Genomic DNA, 14,789 nt, shown 5'->3' on the forward strand with positions numbered 1-14,789 from the left:
TTCAGCCACAGCTTTCGCGATCAAACCGATGCGCTTTCACCGATGGAACGCCAAGCCGCTTGGCGACATCGGATTGAGTGAGCCCGCCGGCGTAATGCAGCCAGGCGGCACGCACGGCAAGCGTGTCATCAGTGTCCGCCATGAGCAGTTCCCTTCTTGTCTTGTGGCCGGATCTTCTGCCGCGCCTTAGGAGGACGACTTTGTAAATCTCCGGATCAAATGTTCAAGTCGGCAACGCCAGTGTCGATGTGAGGCGCCCAGAATGCGACGCTCTCGGCGATTTGCGGAATGACCTCGCGGTCATTAGGCTCCCGCTCCTTGAACGAGAGTTCGAGGCAGATTTCGTTGTCGACGGCGCCGCCTTCGGCAAAGGCTTGAAGGAGGGGGGCGGGCTGAATGCGGCCCTTAGCGTTGAATGCAGCGGTGAGGGACGATGACCGCCCTTGTCCATGAGGCTCTGTTTGATGTGGATGATCGGCGATACCTTGGGAACCGCGCGCGCCCACGCATAGGGATCGTAATCGTCGGGGTTGGCGGAAGTGACGTCGCCGTGATCGACGTCGGCCATCATCCACATCGGAATTGCGAGGTTTGCGGCCGTCAGGCGCTCCTGCAGAGCCAGGCAGGCGGATATCGTCTCTCCGAACTCGCGTCCGATACTCATAGGTTCCCAGAAGACATAGGACAGACCGGCTGCGCGGGCGTGCTCGGCGACCTCTGCCCAGCAGTCGATGGCGATGCTGATCAGTTCTTCGCGGCGAACCGGATCATCGAAGTCCTTGTAGGTGAAGATTGCGAACTGCGTGCGTTCCGACGGACTGGCCGCCGAGGTCGCCGATGATATCGGCAAATGTCTTGAACCAGTCGATATAGTAGCGCCGGACATCCTTGTCCGGGTGGCCAAAGTGGTTGAGGCGACCATAGGGGCCAGTCATGCCGGAGGTCACACGGACGCCGGTTCGCTGGAGTGCTGCATCCATGCTGCGTGTCATTCGGCGAATGACTGGCGCCTGCCAGCTCGGATTGATGAATTCGTGGGTCAGTTGCAGGTCGCGCAGTCGCAGGTCGCGAGCCACTGTATCGATCAGGTCGTCCGGATCCGCAAAGCGATTCACGAGCGGATTGGTATTGAGCGAAAGCGTCAAAGGCATCGGTGTATCCTTCAGGCGGCAACAAGACGGGCCGAGGCAAACCATTCGGTGAAGGCCGCGCGTTCGGCTTCGGTCAAATGCAGATAATGCTTGGTGCGCCGGTACAGGATGTCTTCAGCCGTCTCTGCCCACTCGGTTGCGACCAGATAGCGGGCCTCTGCCTCATAAAGCTGGCCGCCGAAGTGCCTGCCGAGGCCTTCTGCGCTGGTTGCCCCGCGATCACGTTTTTCGCGCGGGCACCGTAAAGGCGACCGTAGTGGTGCACCAGCTTGCGTCCCATCCACGGATAGGCATCGCGCAGGCTGTTGGCGAAGGTCTCATAATCAGCGTTCGGGATTTCACCACCCGGCAGCGGAACACCCTGCGTCCAGTCCCCGCCCATGTTCGGGAAGATATGCTTGAGGCGCTGCAATCCGCGTTCTGCAAGTTCGCGGAACGTGGTGATCTTGCCTCCGAAGACGTTGAGGAGGGGTGCTCCGCCCGTCTCGTCGAGGTCGAACACATAGTCACGCGTCACGGCGGAGGGTTTGCCCTTGCCGTCGTCGAACAGCGGGCGCACACCGGAGAAGCTGTGCAACACGTCCTGCCTGCGGAGCTTCTCCTTGAAGTAACGATTGACGGCCTTCAGCAGGTAGTCGATTTCCTTCGTCGGCCGTGACGTCCTCGGCGCGGCCTTCGTAGGCGATATCGGTCGTTCCGATCAGCGCCTTGTCGCCCTCGTAGGGATTGATGAAAATGACGCGCTTGTCGTGGTTCTGTACCAGATAGGCATTCGAGCCGGCCCAGAACTTGGGCACGATGATATGACTGCCCTTGACGAGGCGCACGTTCCGGCTCGAGTTCGATCCGGCAACCCTATTGATGATATCCGTCACCCAGGGACCAGCGCAGTTGACGAGGCACTTGGCCCGGAACGTCCGCGTTTCACCTGTGCGGCTGTTCTTCGTCGTCACGATCCAGCCGCCGTTTTCACGCCGCGCCGAGGTCGCCGGAGAGCGAGTCAGCACGACCGCGCCTTTCTCCGCTGCGCCGACGGCATTCAGAGTCACGAGGCGGGCGTCATCCACCCAACAGTCGGAATATTCGAAGCCCTTGGCATACTGATCAAGGATCGGCGTGCCTTCCGGATCCCGCAATAGGTTGAGCGTGCGCGTGCCGGGCAGCTTCTTGCGGCCTCCGAGGTGGTCGTAGAGAAAGAGACCAAGCCTTACGAGCCATGCAGGGCGATCTGGCGGGCTGTGCGGCAGCACGAAACGCATTGGCCAGATGATGTGCGGCGCTGCATTCAGCAACACTTCGCGTTCGATGAGCGCTTCGCGCACGAGGCGGAATTCGTAATACTCGAGATAGCGCAGACCGCCATGCACCAGTTTCCCCGATCGCGAGGACGTGCCCTGTGCCAGATCGTCCTTTTCGCACAATACGACCTTCAACCCGCGCCGGCGGCATCGCGCGCGATACCGGCGCCGTTGATGCCGCCGCCGATGACGAAGAGATCCACTGCTAAATCAGTCATGCCATGCTCCTTCGATGCTCCAGCATCAAGACTTGGGTTCGTTGCTGGAAGGCGATGTCACTGCGGGCGACGCGAGTCTGTCCCAAACCGGTGGCATCGCGCGGCGGATATCGGTGTAGGCGCCATAGAGCTGATCGAAGCGAAGGGCCTCCTGGGCGTCTGGAACTTCAACATCGCCGAGCAACGGCGTAACCCAGCTTGCGATGCACTCGTCCATGCTCGGATAGGCACCGATTGCAACGGCAGCCATCATCGCAGCGCCGGCGGCGCCGGTTTCTTCGCGGCGCGACAGACGGATGGGCGCGTTGACAGCGGCAGAAAGAGAACGCCGCAGAGCCACCGAGCGGGTCGCGCCGCCCGTGATCCGAAGTTCGTCGGGTTTATCGCCCATCGCGGCGTAGCAGTCGCGCGTTGCAAGCCCCAGGCCTTCGATGACGCTGCGCAACAGGTCGGGAAAGCCGTGGCGGACCGAGAGGCCGCTAAAGCCGGCGCGCGCGTTGGCGTTGACGAACGGGCCACGTTCTCCGGCCTCCGAGATGTAGGGGTGGTAAACCACACCTCCAGGCTGGCTCTTTGCAAACCAGTCATCGACCCTCGAAACGAGTTCGGCGTGAGAGACGGGCTTGCCCGCTTCCGCCATCAGCGAGCCGGCGATCTCAAGCAGCCAGTCGATGTTTATCGTCGACCCCATATTGGTCTGCACCTGGGTAACGATTCCAGGGATCGGCAGCGCAATGACATAGCCGGTTCCCTCGGCATTCAGGTGTACGTCGCCGACGGATTTTGCGCGCAGATGCACGCCCGTCGATCCGATCGTCGAACAGGCAGCGTTGCGCCCGCCGTCACGCACGCCCGCGCCGAGTGCCGTCATCACCATGTCGACATAGCCGAGGCAGACCCGCGTGCCGGCGAGAAGGCCACAGGCATCGGCCGCTTCCTGCGTCAGCGCATGGCTGACTTCCGTGCCCTCGATGATTTCGGGCAGAAGGCCGCGCCTGCGGGTGAGGCCGAGCGCATCGATCACGACGGGATCATAGCTGCGCGTCCGAAAATTCCCGAAGGTGAAACTTGCTTCGGATGGATCCGTGGCGCGCACGCCGGTCAGATTGAGGTAGAGCCAGTCCTTGCAGTGCAGAGCCACTTCCGCGCGACTGACCAGTTCGGGAAAGTAACGGTCCATGTGCGCGAGCTGGGCGCCCTGCTGGCAGGTATTCAGGCCGGTGCCGGTGGCTTCGAAACGGGCACGATTTTGAGGCTGGTCGGCGAGCGCTGTAACCGTCGAGGCCGCACGAGCGTCAAGCCATAGCCAGGCGTCGGAGATCGGCTCGTTGCCGGCGCCGACAAGCCATGTTCCATCGCCTTGACCGGTGACGGAAATCGCGGCTGTGCGCGATGCGAGACCGTGGACTTTTGCGCTGAGACCCCGCAACGCGCTGACGCAGTCGCGCCACGTCTGGCTCAGCGACTGCGTGGCTGAGCCATCGTTCCCGGTTGAATAGGCGTTGCGGACCGACGAGATGGCAATCTGCGCGCCGGACAGATCAAAGGCGACCGCCTTGATGACCGAGGTTCCCGCATCGATTCCAATAATGATCTGATCGTTTTCAGCCATTGCGTGATTATCTCACCGCCATTCGAAGCGCGACAGTGCGCAAGCCGCTTGTCGTGGGCATCGAAACCTCCCCGGCGGCCGCCGCCGCCCTTTCCTCTTTGACCGAGAGCCTTTGGGTGAATGAAGCCGGTCGTCGGGCCTCCCAGTCAACTCGCCCAGAAATATAACATAAAGATACCATTTCGCCAGTAAATTTTTTCTATCAATGAAAAAATATTCAGGTAAGATTGAATGGTGGGGTCTTTCTGAAATTGGGCGCTCTTTACGTCGTTGAAGGCCACGGCGCCTCCCGACAAGAAATTGGTTGTTTGGAATATATATAGCTATATCCTATAGATAGCTATGATATCGAAATCCGCAAAATGTTGCGCGGCGTATAAGTGAGTACCCATTTTGTTGCATTGCAATGACTTCGATCGTCTCTCAAATTCCGGTTACCCACCCAAATTTGTGAGGAGTCTGCGTTGACAGCGTATGAAAATTATAACATCTTAACTGCAGTTAATACCACAATGCTATCACGAGCCCCAAGGCTGAATGGCGTAGTGGAGTCTGGGTATCGCGACCGGAGGAGATGGTCGCCTGCCTTGCCGAGGAGAGTTTCGTGGACACATTCATTCGTATGTCGAGCCTAGGCGAGCCGTCTGATCGGTCCCGGTTGCGGGGCGGTGATGCGTCCGTGCCCGGTGGTAGTTGCGCGCGACTTTCGATCAGTGTCGTGGCGACTTGCTCGCAACCCTCGAAGACATCCGACAAGTAAGTTCAAAGGCGCCCGGAAATGAGCACGCAAACCGAAACTTCCGCCACTCGCGCAACACGCAGCAATCTCAAGCCGATCCTCGGCGCCGCGCTCGCAATCATTGTCGTTGGCGCTATCGCGATTGATACCACGGTGGTTCGGATCGGCTCCGGGGACGATGTCCGGCAGCAGGCGTTTTCGCCCGAATCCTATGGCGCAGAGCAGTTTCCGAAGATCCAGGCTGCGGTGCAGCAAAAGGCGGTCGCGGCGACCGAACTCGCAAACGCGATTGCTGCCGACAAGAAGGCGGCGGGTGAGAAGTATGGCGTGGCGACGACCACCGGGCCCGTCCTTCCCGTCACACTCAACGGCGTCTTCGGCGAGAGGAAGTCCAATTACAACGAACTCAAGGTCGACGGATTGCCGGCGGATGTAACCGTCCGCGTTCAGACTGGCCCAGCCGTGAATGGTACGGACCTGCGTGATGCGACCGGGACGATCGAGTTCGGCCAGTTTACCAACCAGATCCAGTTTCAGGATGCCGGCTCGGCCATCAACAACGAGATGAAGAAATCCGTTCTGGCCAATCTGGATCCGGCGACACTGACAGGCAAGACGGCCTCGGTGGTCGGCGTTTTCAAGCTCGTGAATCCGAAGAACTGGCTCGTGACGCCGGTGAAGGTTGAAGTGAAATGAGCCAGCCGTCACAAATACCTCAGGCGCAGGGCGAAGTCGTCCTTGCTGCTCGCAACATCGCGAAGTCCTACGGCAGCGTCCACGCTCTGAAGGGTGTCAATTTCGACATTCATAAAGGCCAGGTGACGACCTTGTTCGGCGAAAACGGCGCCGGCAAGTCTACGCTCATGAAGATCCTTTCTGGCGTTGTTCAGCCGAGCTCGGGAGAAATCATTCTTGACGGCCAGCCGATCAGCTTCGCGTCGTCTACGCATGCTCGCGAGAATGGAATTTCGATCATTCACCAGGAGCTCAGCCTCGCACCCAACTTGAGTGTGCGCGACAACATCTTCATGGGCCGTGAGATCATCACCGGCGGGGTGGTCGACTTCGCAGAAGAGGAGCGCCAGACGCGCGCCTTGATGCAAGAGCTCGAAGAAGACATCGACCCATTGACGCCCGTTGAAGATCTTCGCCTGGGACAACAGCAGATCGTTGAGATCGCCCGTGCGCTGTCGGTAAACTCGCGCATTCTCATCATGGATGAGCCGACTTCGGCATTGAGCGCCGCCGAAGTGGAAGTTCTCTTCAAGGTCATCCACGATCTGAAGAGCCGCGGCGTCTCGATCGTCTATATCTCGCACCACCTCGAGGAAGCGCTTCAGATCACCAATCATGCCGTTGTCCTGCGCGACGGCAACATGACCGCCTACGCCGAGCGCAAGGACATCGATCTCGAATGGATCGTGCGCAACATGGTCGGCGACAATTTCGACCTCGGCAATCCGCCCGACGGATACGACTTCGGCAATGTCGCGCTCTCGATCGACAATCTGACCGTCCCCGGCCCATCGGGCGCCGCCTACAATGCGGTCGATCGGCTTTCGCTCAATGTGCGAGCCGGCGAGGTGGTGTGCATCTATGGTCTGATGGGAGCCGGCCGCACCGAACTGCTCGAATGCGTTGCCGGACGGCTGCACGCCCGCGGTGGCCATATTCTGCTCGACGGCCAGGATGTCAGACATTTGAGCATCGCAGACCGGATCGCCAGCGGCCTGGTGCTGGTTCCCGAAGATCGTCAGCGTGACGGCCTGGTCCAGACGATGACGGTCGGGTCCAACCTGTCACTTGCCAGCATTCGAACCTTCACGAAGGGTCTATTCACCTCCAGCCGGCGTGAACGTGAACTTGTCGGAGCCTCGATCCGCAAGGTGCATGTGAAGACGGATGGCGGCGATGCCGCGATCGGCTCGCTCTCTGGCGGCAACCAACAGAAGGTCGTCATCGGCAAGATGCTTGCGACCGAACCCAAGGTCATTCTGCTGGACGAGCCTAGCCGCGGTATCGACATCGGCGCCAAGGCTGAAGTCTTCAAGCTCTTGGCCGAGCGCGCCAAGCAAGGGCTTGCCGTCATCTACTCGACTTCGGAAGTCAATGAATGCCTCAGCATTGCGCATCGCATCATCGTCATGCGCCGCGGCAAGATCTCGGCCGAATTCGGTTCTGATGTCACCAAGGAAAAGATCATGGCCGCCTCGGGCGAAGCCGTGGTCGCGCACTAGCCGGAAACATGGAGTACTGATTATGTCAGTCACGAACGTCACAGAGAAAAAATCAGTATCCAACGGCCAGAAGCGCAACAACAATATCGTGCGCCTGATCCTGGAAGGACGAGCCTTCTTCGCGCTGATCGTCATCATCGCGGTATTCTCGTTCCTGTCGCCTTATTACTTCTCGCTCAGCAACTTCCTGATCATGGCGTCGCACGTCGCGATCTTCGGCATTCTCGCCATTGGCATGCTGCTGGTCATTCTCAATGGCGGCATTGACCTCTCCGTTGGATCGACGCTCGGCCTTGCCGGCTGCATCGCGGGCTTCCTGATGCAGGGCGTCACGCTCAATGCCTTCGGTGTCATCCTCTATCCGCCGGTCTGGGCCGTTGTCATTATCACCTGCGCTCTCGGTGCGCTCGTCGGCGCCGTGAATGGCGTGCTGATCGCCTACCTCAAGGTGCCGGCCTTCGTTGCCTCGCTCGGCGTGCTCTATGTCGCACGCGGCATTGCCCTCCTGATGACCAATGGTTTGACCTACAACAATCTCGGCGGCCGCCCGGAGTTGGGCAACACCGGCTTCGATTGGCTGGGCTTCAATCGACTGGCTGGTGTTCCGATCGGCGTCATCGTGCTTGCTGTCCTGGCAATCGTCTGCGGCATCGTCCTGAGCAAGACCGCGTTCGGTCGCTGGCTATACGCCTCGGGCGGTAACGAGCGCGCCGCTGATCTTTCGGGTGTTCCCGTCAAGCGCGTCAAGATCACAGTCTATGTCCTATCGGGCATCTGCGCAGCAATCGCCGGCCTGGTCCTGTCGTCACAGCTGACCTCCGCTGGTCCGACGGCCGGTACGACCTACGAACTTACGGCCATTGCTGCCGTCGTCATCGGCGGGGCAGCACTGACCGGCGGTCGCGGTACGGTTCGCGGGACAATGCTCGGCGCGTTCGTCATCGGCTTCCTCTCCGACGGTCTCGTGATCATCGGCGTGTCGGCCTACTGGCAGACGGTATTTACGGGCGCGGTCATTGTTCTCGCCGTCCTGATGAACAGCATTCAATACGGCCGCCGGGTCAAGACGTCCTGACGGCCTAGATCGAAACTTGTCCACGACGTCAGGCTGCATCGTGCAAAGCCGGTTGGGGAAAGCATGGCCGGTTGACCGGCAGATAACTGAGCTCACTAAAGGGAGAGAGACTATGTTTAAGAGAGGCATGCGCATTCTTCTGGCCGCCGCTGCAGTGGCACCGATCCTCGTCAGCACCGCTTGGGCAGCGGGCCAGATGACGATCATCGTCAACGATCCGTCCAACCCCTACTGGCTGACGGAAGGCAATGTCGCCAAGGCGACCGCGGAAAAGCTCGGCTACACCGCGTCGGTCAGCGCTCACAAGGGCGACACCAACACCGAAAGCAATCTGATCGACACGGCAATCACCAACAAGTCGGTTGCGATCATTCTCGATCCCGCCAACGCTGACGGTTCGGTCGGCGCGGTGAAGAAGGCGGTCGCTGCGGGTATTCCGGTCATTCTCGTCAACGCCGAGATTAACCAGGAAGGACTAGCCAAGGCACAGCTCGTTTCCAACAACGCGCAGGGTGCCGCGATCGGCGCGCAGCAGTGGGTCGAAGCCGTTGGCGACAAGGGCAAGTACGCAGAACTGTTCGGCGCACCATCCGACAACAATGCAGCTACTCGCTCCAACGGCTACGAGACCGTTCTGACGCAGTATCCGGACCTGCAGAAGGCAGCAAAGGAAGTGGCTAACTGGGATCGTACCCAGGGTCACAACAAGATGCAGTCGATGCTGCAGGCAAATCCTGACATCATCGGCGTGATCTCCGGCAATGACGAAATGGCGCTTGGCGCGATCGCAGCGCTCAAGGAAGCCGGCAAGCTCGCTAACGTCAAGGTTGGCGGCTTCGACGGTTCGCCGGATGCTGTTGCCGCTATCAAGGCAGGCGAATTGCAGTACACGGTGCTTCAGCCGGTCGCCATCTTCTCGGAAGAAGCTGTGAAGCAGGCTGATAACGTCATCAAGAATGGCAGCACGGGCGCCAAGAGCGAGAAGCAGCTGTTCGATTGCCTGCTGATCACCAAGGACAATGTCGACAAGTATACCGGTCCCTTTGTTCTCTCGCAGTAAGCCGTAAAGACGGTTCTCCCAAGCTGGAAGCGGGCAGGCAACTGCCCGTTTCCAATCGATTTTGCCTCGAATCCGCAATGGCTGTAGGAAGCTGATATCTGGAAATTTCAGCGACAGGGGTAACCCGTGACACAGAAGACAAGCCAAGGCGAAAACCTGTTGGACGAACTGACGAGCGACAGTCGGCAGACGCGCCAGATTGCGCGCCGCCGGATGATCGCAGAGGCGGTCATGAGTGAAGGCTCCATGCGGATCGAAGATCTGACGGATCGCTTCGGCATCAGCCTGATGACTGCGCATCGCGACGTGGACGAACTGGTCAGCCGTGGCCTGTTCCGGAAAACCCGCGGTATTGTCACCGCCGCCGCAACCAATCTCATCGAATCCAGCGATGTCTATCGAGCGAACCGTCAGGCCGCCGAGAAGAAACTGATCGCAGAAGCTGCCATGCAGTTCGTGGAGCCGGGCCAGGCGATCTTTTTCGACGACTCTACCACGGTTCTGCAGATGGTGCCGCATCTGCCTGCCAAGGTGCCGATTACCGCAATCACCAATTCCCTGACGCTGATGAACGCCTTGACCGGCATGCATGACGTAACGCTGATCGGTCTCGGAGGGCAATACTACAACTGGTGCAACGCATTCATGGGCCGCATGACGATCAACGAGATCAAGGCGCTCAGGGCCGATATCGCGTTGATCTCGATGTCGGCGATCAGCGACGGCACGGTGCTGCATCAGTCACCTGAAACCATCGACACGAAGCGAGCGATGTTCGATTGCTCGGTCAAGCGCATCCTGCTTGCCGATCACACCAAGTTCGAACGGCGAGCGCTTCACAGTTTTGCCGCGCTGGAGGACTTCGACGTCGTCATCGTCGACGACAAGATATCTCCAGTTCACATCGACCGGATGCGGTCGAGAGACATTAATGTTGTCATTGCTAGACCGAGTGGCGCGCGTTCATGACGAAGCGTGCGCTGTCGGTTCCAGCGGAAGTGAGAGTTTATGCCGAGTCTGCTTGGGATCGATAGCGGCCTGACCGTTACCAAGGCCGTCATCTTCGACATCGACGGAACGCCAATTGCCGTCGCGCGCCGCAAGGTCACGCAATTCATGCCGAAAGCGCGTCATGTCGAACGCGATATGGTCGAACTCTGGAACGCCACAGCTGACGCGATCCGGGAAGCGATCGCCCTCAGCGGTCGACCGGCTTCCGATATTCAGGCAATCGGCGCCACGGCGCATGGCGACGGCATCTATCTTCTTGATGGAAAGCACCGACCCCTTGGGCGCGGGATACTATCATTGGACAGCCGCGCCGGCGCTATTGTCGAAGCGTGGAACGAGAGCGATGTCGCGGAGTGTTCGATAGAGCTTACCGGTCAGGTTCCCCACGTGTCGGCGCCATCGGCGCTTCTTGCCTGGATCAGGAAGATGGAACCGGAGCGTTATGGCCGGATCGGTCACCTGATGAGCTGCAAGGACTGGCTGCGTTTCTGCCTGACGGGAGTTGCGGGGACGGATCGAACCGAGGCCAGCACCTCATTCACGGATGTCCGGACCCAGGAATATACCGGGGATGCACTGCGTATGTTTGGGCTTTCCGATCTTGACCACGCTTTGCCGCCGGCGGCTCGCTCGGACGAAGTCATCGGTGCTGTCAGCAGAGACGCGGCTTCATTGACCGGCCTTGTCGAAGGTACGCCTGTCGTTGCCGGACTGCACGATGTGACCGCGTCCGCATTGGGAGCAGGCGGCTATGCGGAGGGCGTTGTAGCCGTCATCGCCGGCACCTATTCGATTAACGAAACCTTGTCCTCAGAACCGCGCGTCGATCGCCGATGGTTCTGCCGCAACGGCATCACGCCCGGCACCTGGAACAACATGTCGATCTCGCCGGCATCGAGCGCAAACTACGAATGGTTCCTGGATCGCCTGTGTGCCGCCGAACAGACGACCGCTGCCTCGATCCATGCTTTGCTCGGACCGGAAATCGAGGCGGCGCTTTCCCGCCCGTCGACGGCGCTTTTCCATCCCTATCTGTTCGGCTCGCCTTACGGTTCTTCCGCCAGCGCCGGCTTCTTCGGCCTCGGCGGCTGGCATGATCGCGGAGATTTGCTGCGCGCCGTGCTTGAGGGTATCGCGTTCAATCACCGCATTCATGTAGACGCGCTCAAGGACGGCTTCAGCTTTTCGCAGGTCAGGCTGGCCGGCGGTGTTTCCCGCAACCCGTCCGTCGTCCAGATCTTTGCTGATGTGCTTGGAATGCCGGTAACGACGTCCCAGACCGATGAGGCCGCCGCCTGGGGCGCAGCGCTTTGCGCCGGTCGTGGCGTCGGGATCTTTGCCGACCTCCAGAGCGACCAGGGCACTGCGGCGGCGACGCAGGTTTATCACCCCGATCCAGCCCGCAGGGCGCAGTACGAGAAGCGCTTTGAGGTTTTCCGCGAGATTGCAGAGGCGATGAAGCCGCTGTGGCCGAAAATCGCCGATCTCGCATCCTCGCCCGAACATTGATTGTGAAAGACCCGCAGCGTATCGCGGGACATAGGAAGACATGACGATGACTGCCGACATGAAACAACGCCTTTCGACAATCGAAGATGGTGAGACTGACGTCCTCATCATAGGGGCAGGTATCAACGGCGCCGGGCTGTTTCGGGATTTGTCGGCGCAGGGCATCAATTGCGTTATCGTCGACAAGGCCGACTTCGGCTCCGGCACCAGCGCCGCACCTTCTCGTCTTATTCATGGTGGCTTGAAATATCTGGAGACAGGGGAGTTCGGCCTTGTCTCGCAGTCGACGCTCGAGCGGAATCTTTTGCTCAAGAACGCGCCGCATTGCGTCGAAGCTTTGCCGACGTTCATTCCGGTATTTTCATGGACGCGCGGCATATGGGCCGCGTTGCGCACGCTGTTCGGCTCGAAGACCGCGCCGAGAAGCCGCGGCGCCGTGCTCATCAAGATTGGTCTTGCGCTTTATGATTTCTTCGGTTCTCGGGATTGCACGATGCCGCGCCATCGGTTCATCCTGAAGGGTCGTGCCCGCCGGGAGATGCCGCACGTGACGTCGGCGATCGTTGCCGGAGGAATTTATTACGACGCCAAGATCAGCCGTCCCGAGCGTCTTGTCTACGAGCTTATCAGCGATGGACTTCAGACCAACCAGCGAAGCTTCGCCACCAATTTCTCGACGCTGATCTCCAGCGACGGTCGGATAGTGATTTTCAAGCAGGCGGATGGATCCGAATTTTCCGTGTCTCCGAAAATCGTTGTCAACGCGGCAGGGCCATGGATCGACAATGTCAACGAGGCGCTTGGCGCTCCATCCCGCTTGATCGGCGGTACGAAGGGATCGCATATCCTGCTCGATCATCCCGAGCTCGTCCGCAGCCTCAATGGCCACATGATCTATTTCGAGGCCGACGACGGGCGCATCTGCCTCGTCTACAGCTATCTCGGCCTCGCGCTGGTGGGATCGACCGACATTCCATCGAACGATCCCGACGGTGTGCGATGCGAGGAGCCCGAGCTACAGTACTTCCTTGATAGTCTGCGTTCGCTCCTGCCGACCCTTCGCTTCGATCGCGATCAAATCGTCTATAGCTATAGTGGCATCCGGCCTCTTCCGGCCTCCGATTCGACGGCGCCAGGGCTGATCAGCCGCGATCATTCGGCCCCAGTCAATGAACCTGCGGGTGACCGGCTATTCCCGATCATTTCGCTGGTGGGCGGCAAGTGGACGACGTTCCGCGGCTTCGCCGAAGAGATCGCCGATACGGTTCTCTCGCGTCTCGGCCGGTCGCGTGCGGTATCCACCCGCTATCTCGCGATCGGCGGCGGGCGTGAGTTTCCGGTGGATTCCAAGCAGCGGCAGGGTTGGGTCGACAAGACAGCAAGGGCAACAGCGACCGATCCAGCGCGGGTCGACGAACTTCTCGGTCGCTATGGCACCACTGCTGCAGCGATCGTGAAGTTTGAATCTCGCTATAGCGACGCGGAGCGTTTGGAGGGTGCGCCGGATTACAGTCGCAAGGAGATCGACTGGATCGCGAGGCAGGAGCTGGTCGTGCATCTCTCCGACATTGTCTTGCGGCGTACCACGCTTGCGATCGAGGGACGCCTTACAATGAAAGCCCTGCGCGCGATAGCCGACGTTGCACACCAGGCGCTTGGCTGGGACGCGGATCGGACTGCAACCGAGATCGCCGACGTCGTTACGGTGCTGCGCGATTTTCATGGCCAGGCGCTGACCGACGATGCCGCGTCCAAAAGGGGATCCACTGCTTACCCGGCAGCCAGTTAGGCGGCGCTTCAATGGCTGGTTGGCCGATAGCGATCGCCCAACCCTGAGGTGGTCGATGGAGCTAGCACCTCGCCTTCGATGTCGCCCAAACTCGCATTTACGAGTACCGTAGCGGTCATGCCTTATCCCACATTCGCATCAGTCGCGACGGGACATGTTGCGCTGCGTTGATCGTCTCCAATTGCTACCCACCGCGGCACCGCAGATATTCGATCTCCTGTCGACAAAAAATATATTATTTGAAGTCAAAAGCGGATTCCGCTACCAATTTAGGTCGCCGATGACGGCAAAACGACTTGAAACGAACGGGATTGCTGGCGTGGACAAGAGAGACAAGCAACTGACGCATAAGCGGGGGTTTGGCGTTTCGACCGTCTATGAGACGCTGCGAAACGAGATCATCGAACTCAAGCTGGCGCCGGGCAGCGCCATCGATGAACAGCAGCTGTCGGATCGGTTTGCCCTGTCGCGCACACCCATTCGCGAAGCGCTCGTTCGCCTTGCGGCCGAGGGGTTGATCATGACCCTGACCAACCGCGCGACGATCGTATCCAATATCGACTTTCTCCGGCTGCCAGAGTTTTTTGATGCATTGACCCTGATGTACCGGGTGACCACAAGGCTGGCGGCTGCCAACCATATGCCTGATGACATCGAAAAGATCCGCTTGCTACAGAAGGCCTTCGAAGCGGCGGTTGATCGGCGCGATGTGCTGGGGATGATTTCGACCAACCGTGACTTCCACGTTGCGATCGCCCAAGCCGGGCGGAACCGCTACTACGTGGAATTGTTCACCCGCCTGCTCGACGAGGGGCGCCGCATTCTTCGCCTCTATTACTCGTCATTCAATGACGTCCTGCCCCGGCAGTATGTCAGTGAACACGAGGATATGATCCGGGCAATCATCAACCGCGACTTGTTGCAGGCCGATGCCCTGGCGGCCGCGCATGCGGACCAGATCGTCAGTCAGATTCGTTCCTACATCAGCACGGACTCGCGTCAGAGCAGCGATCTCAGCCTCTAATCGAGACTTGAAAAGCATTGCCGACACCCATGATTGCGCTGCCTGTTCACGATCACTCCTGACGGG

At 59.6% G+C, this 14,789-nt stretch carries 9 protein-coding genes and 3 pseudogenes; 8 read left to right on the plus strand and 4 right to left on the minus strand.

Annotated features, from left to right (window positions below; translation table 11 throughout):
- The 4 genes and pseudogenes from FZ934_RS18970 to FZ934_RS18985 all read right to left on the minus strand — a co-directional run.
- Positions 1–142: pseudogene (locus tag FZ934_RS18970) on the minus strand (sugar-binding transcriptional regulator); the annotation flags it as partial.
- A 73-nt stretch (positions 143–215) separates the two neighbouring features.
- Positions 216–1,151: pseudogene (locus FZ934_RS18975) on the minus strand (sugar phosphate isomerase/epimerase family protein).
- 11 nt (positions 1,152–1,162) lie between these two features.
- Positions 1,163–2,667: pseudogene (locus FZ934_RS18980) on the minus strand (glycerol-3-phosphate dehydrogenase).
- Positions 2,668–2,692: 25 nt separating this feature from the next.
- Positions 2,693–4,279: an FGGY-family carbohydrate kinase gene (locus FZ934_RS18985; RefSeq protein ID WP_153272499.1), complete on the minus strand. Its 1,587-nt coding sequence runs from the start codon at positions 4,277–4,279 to the stop codon at positions 2,693–2,695.
- Between the two features lie 778 nt (positions 4,280–5,057).
- Between FZ934_RS18985 and FZ934_RS18990 the strand changes: the two genes are divergently transcribed.
- The 8 genes from FZ934_RS18990 to FZ934_RS19025 all read left to right on the plus strand — a co-directional run bounded on the left by FZ934_RS18990 (position 5,058) and on the right by FZ934_RS19025 (position 14,723).
- On the plus strand, positions 5,058–5,714 hold the full coding sequence (locus tag FZ934_RS18990) for a DUF2291 family protein (protein WP_153272500.1): 657 nt from the start codon (positions 5,058–5,060) through the stop codon (positions 5,712–5,714).
- Positions 5,711–7,255, plus strand: a complete 1,545-nt coding sequence (locus FZ934_RS18995) for a sugar ABC transporter ATP-binding protein (protein ID WP_153272501.1) — start codon at positions 5,711–5,713, stop codon at positions 7,253–7,255. Before FZ934_RS18990 ends, FZ934_RS18995 begins: the two co-directional genes overlap by 4 nt.
- A 22-nt stretch (positions 7,256–7,277) precedes the next feature.
- Entirely contained in the window at positions 7,278–8,330 is a 1,053-nt protein-coding gene (locus FZ934_RS19000; protein ID WP_153272502.1) for an ABC transporter permease, read from the plus strand.
- Positions 8,331–8,442: 112 nt separating this feature from the next.
- The gene (locus tag FZ934_RS19005; RefSeq protein ID WP_153272503.1) at positions 8,443–9,390 is read left to right on the plus strand and encodes a D-ribose ABC transporter substrate-binding protein; all 948 of its coding nucleotides are present in this window, start codon (positions 8,443–8,445) and stop codon (positions 9,388–9,390) included.
- Between the two features lie 126 nt (positions 9,391–9,516).
- The gene (locus FZ934_RS19010; protein ID WP_153272504.1) at positions 9,517–10,359 is read left to right on the plus strand and encodes a DeoR/GlpR family DNA-binding transcription regulator; all 843 of its coding nucleotides are present in this window, start codon (positions 9,517–9,519) and stop codon (positions 10,357–10,359) included.
- 39 nt (positions 10,360–10,398) lie between these two features.
- Positions 10,399–11,910 (plus strand): FGGY-family carbohydrate kinase, encoded by a 1,512-nt coding sequence (locus FZ934_RS19015; protein ID WP_153272505.1) that lies wholly within the window; start codon positions 10,399–10,401, stop codon positions 11,908–11,910.
- Between the two features lie 40 nt (positions 11,911–11,950).
- Positions 11,951–13,699: a glycerol-3-phosphate dehydrogenase/oxidase gene (locus FZ934_RS19020; RefSeq protein WP_153272506.1), complete on the plus strand. Its 1,749-nt coding sequence runs from the start codon at positions 11,951–11,953 to the stop codon at positions 13,697–13,699.
- A 280-nt stretch (positions 13,700–13,979) separates the two neighbouring features.
- Positions 13,980–14,723, plus strand: coding sequence for a GntR family transcriptional regulator (locus tag FZ934_RS19025; protein ID WP_153273944.1), 744 nt, complete (start codon positions 13,980–13,982; stop codon positions 14,721–14,723).
- Positions 14,724–14,789: the final 66 nt, after the last annotated feature.

The sequence above is a fragment of the Rhizobium grahamii genome (assembly GCF_009498215.1).
In the GTDB taxonomy this organism is placed as follows: Bacteria; Pseudomonadota; Alphaproteobacteria; order Rhizobiales; family Rhizobiaceae; genus Rhizobium; species Rhizobium grahamii_A.

Bases quoted from the DNA above. Each gene is read 5' to 3' on its own strand.
- FZ934_RS18985 (WP_153272499.1), bottom strand. From the start codon at position 4,279: ATGGCTGAAAACGATCAGATCATTATTGGAATCGATGCGGGAACCTCG.
- FZ934_RS18990 (WP_153272500.1), top strand. From the start codon at position 5,058: ATGAGCACGCAAACCGAAACTTCCGCCACTCGCGCAACACGCAGCAAT.
- FZ934_RS18995 (WP_153272501.1), top strand. From the start codon at position 5,711: ATGAGCCAGCCGTCACAAATACCTCAGGCGCAGGGCGAAGTCGTCCTT.
- FZ934_RS19000 (WP_153272502.1), top strand. From the start codon at position 7,278: ATGTCAGTCACGAACGTCACAGAGAAAAAATCAGTATCCAACGGCCAG.
- FZ934_RS19005 (WP_153272503.1), top strand. From the start codon at position 8,443: ATGTTTAAGAGAGGCATGCGCATTCTTCTGGCCGCCGCTGCAGTGGCA.
- FZ934_RS19015 (WP_153272505.1), top strand. From the start codon at position 10,399: ATGCCGAGTCTGCTTGGGATCGATAGCGGCCTGACCGTTACCAAGGCC.
- FZ934_RS19020 (WP_153272506.1), top strand. From the start codon at position 11,951: ATGACGATGACTGCCGACATGAAACAACGCCTTTCGACAATCGAAGAT.
- FZ934_RS19025 (WP_153273944.1), top strand. From the start codon at position 13,980: ATGACGGCAAAACGACTTGAAACGAACGGGATTGCTGGCGTGGACAAG.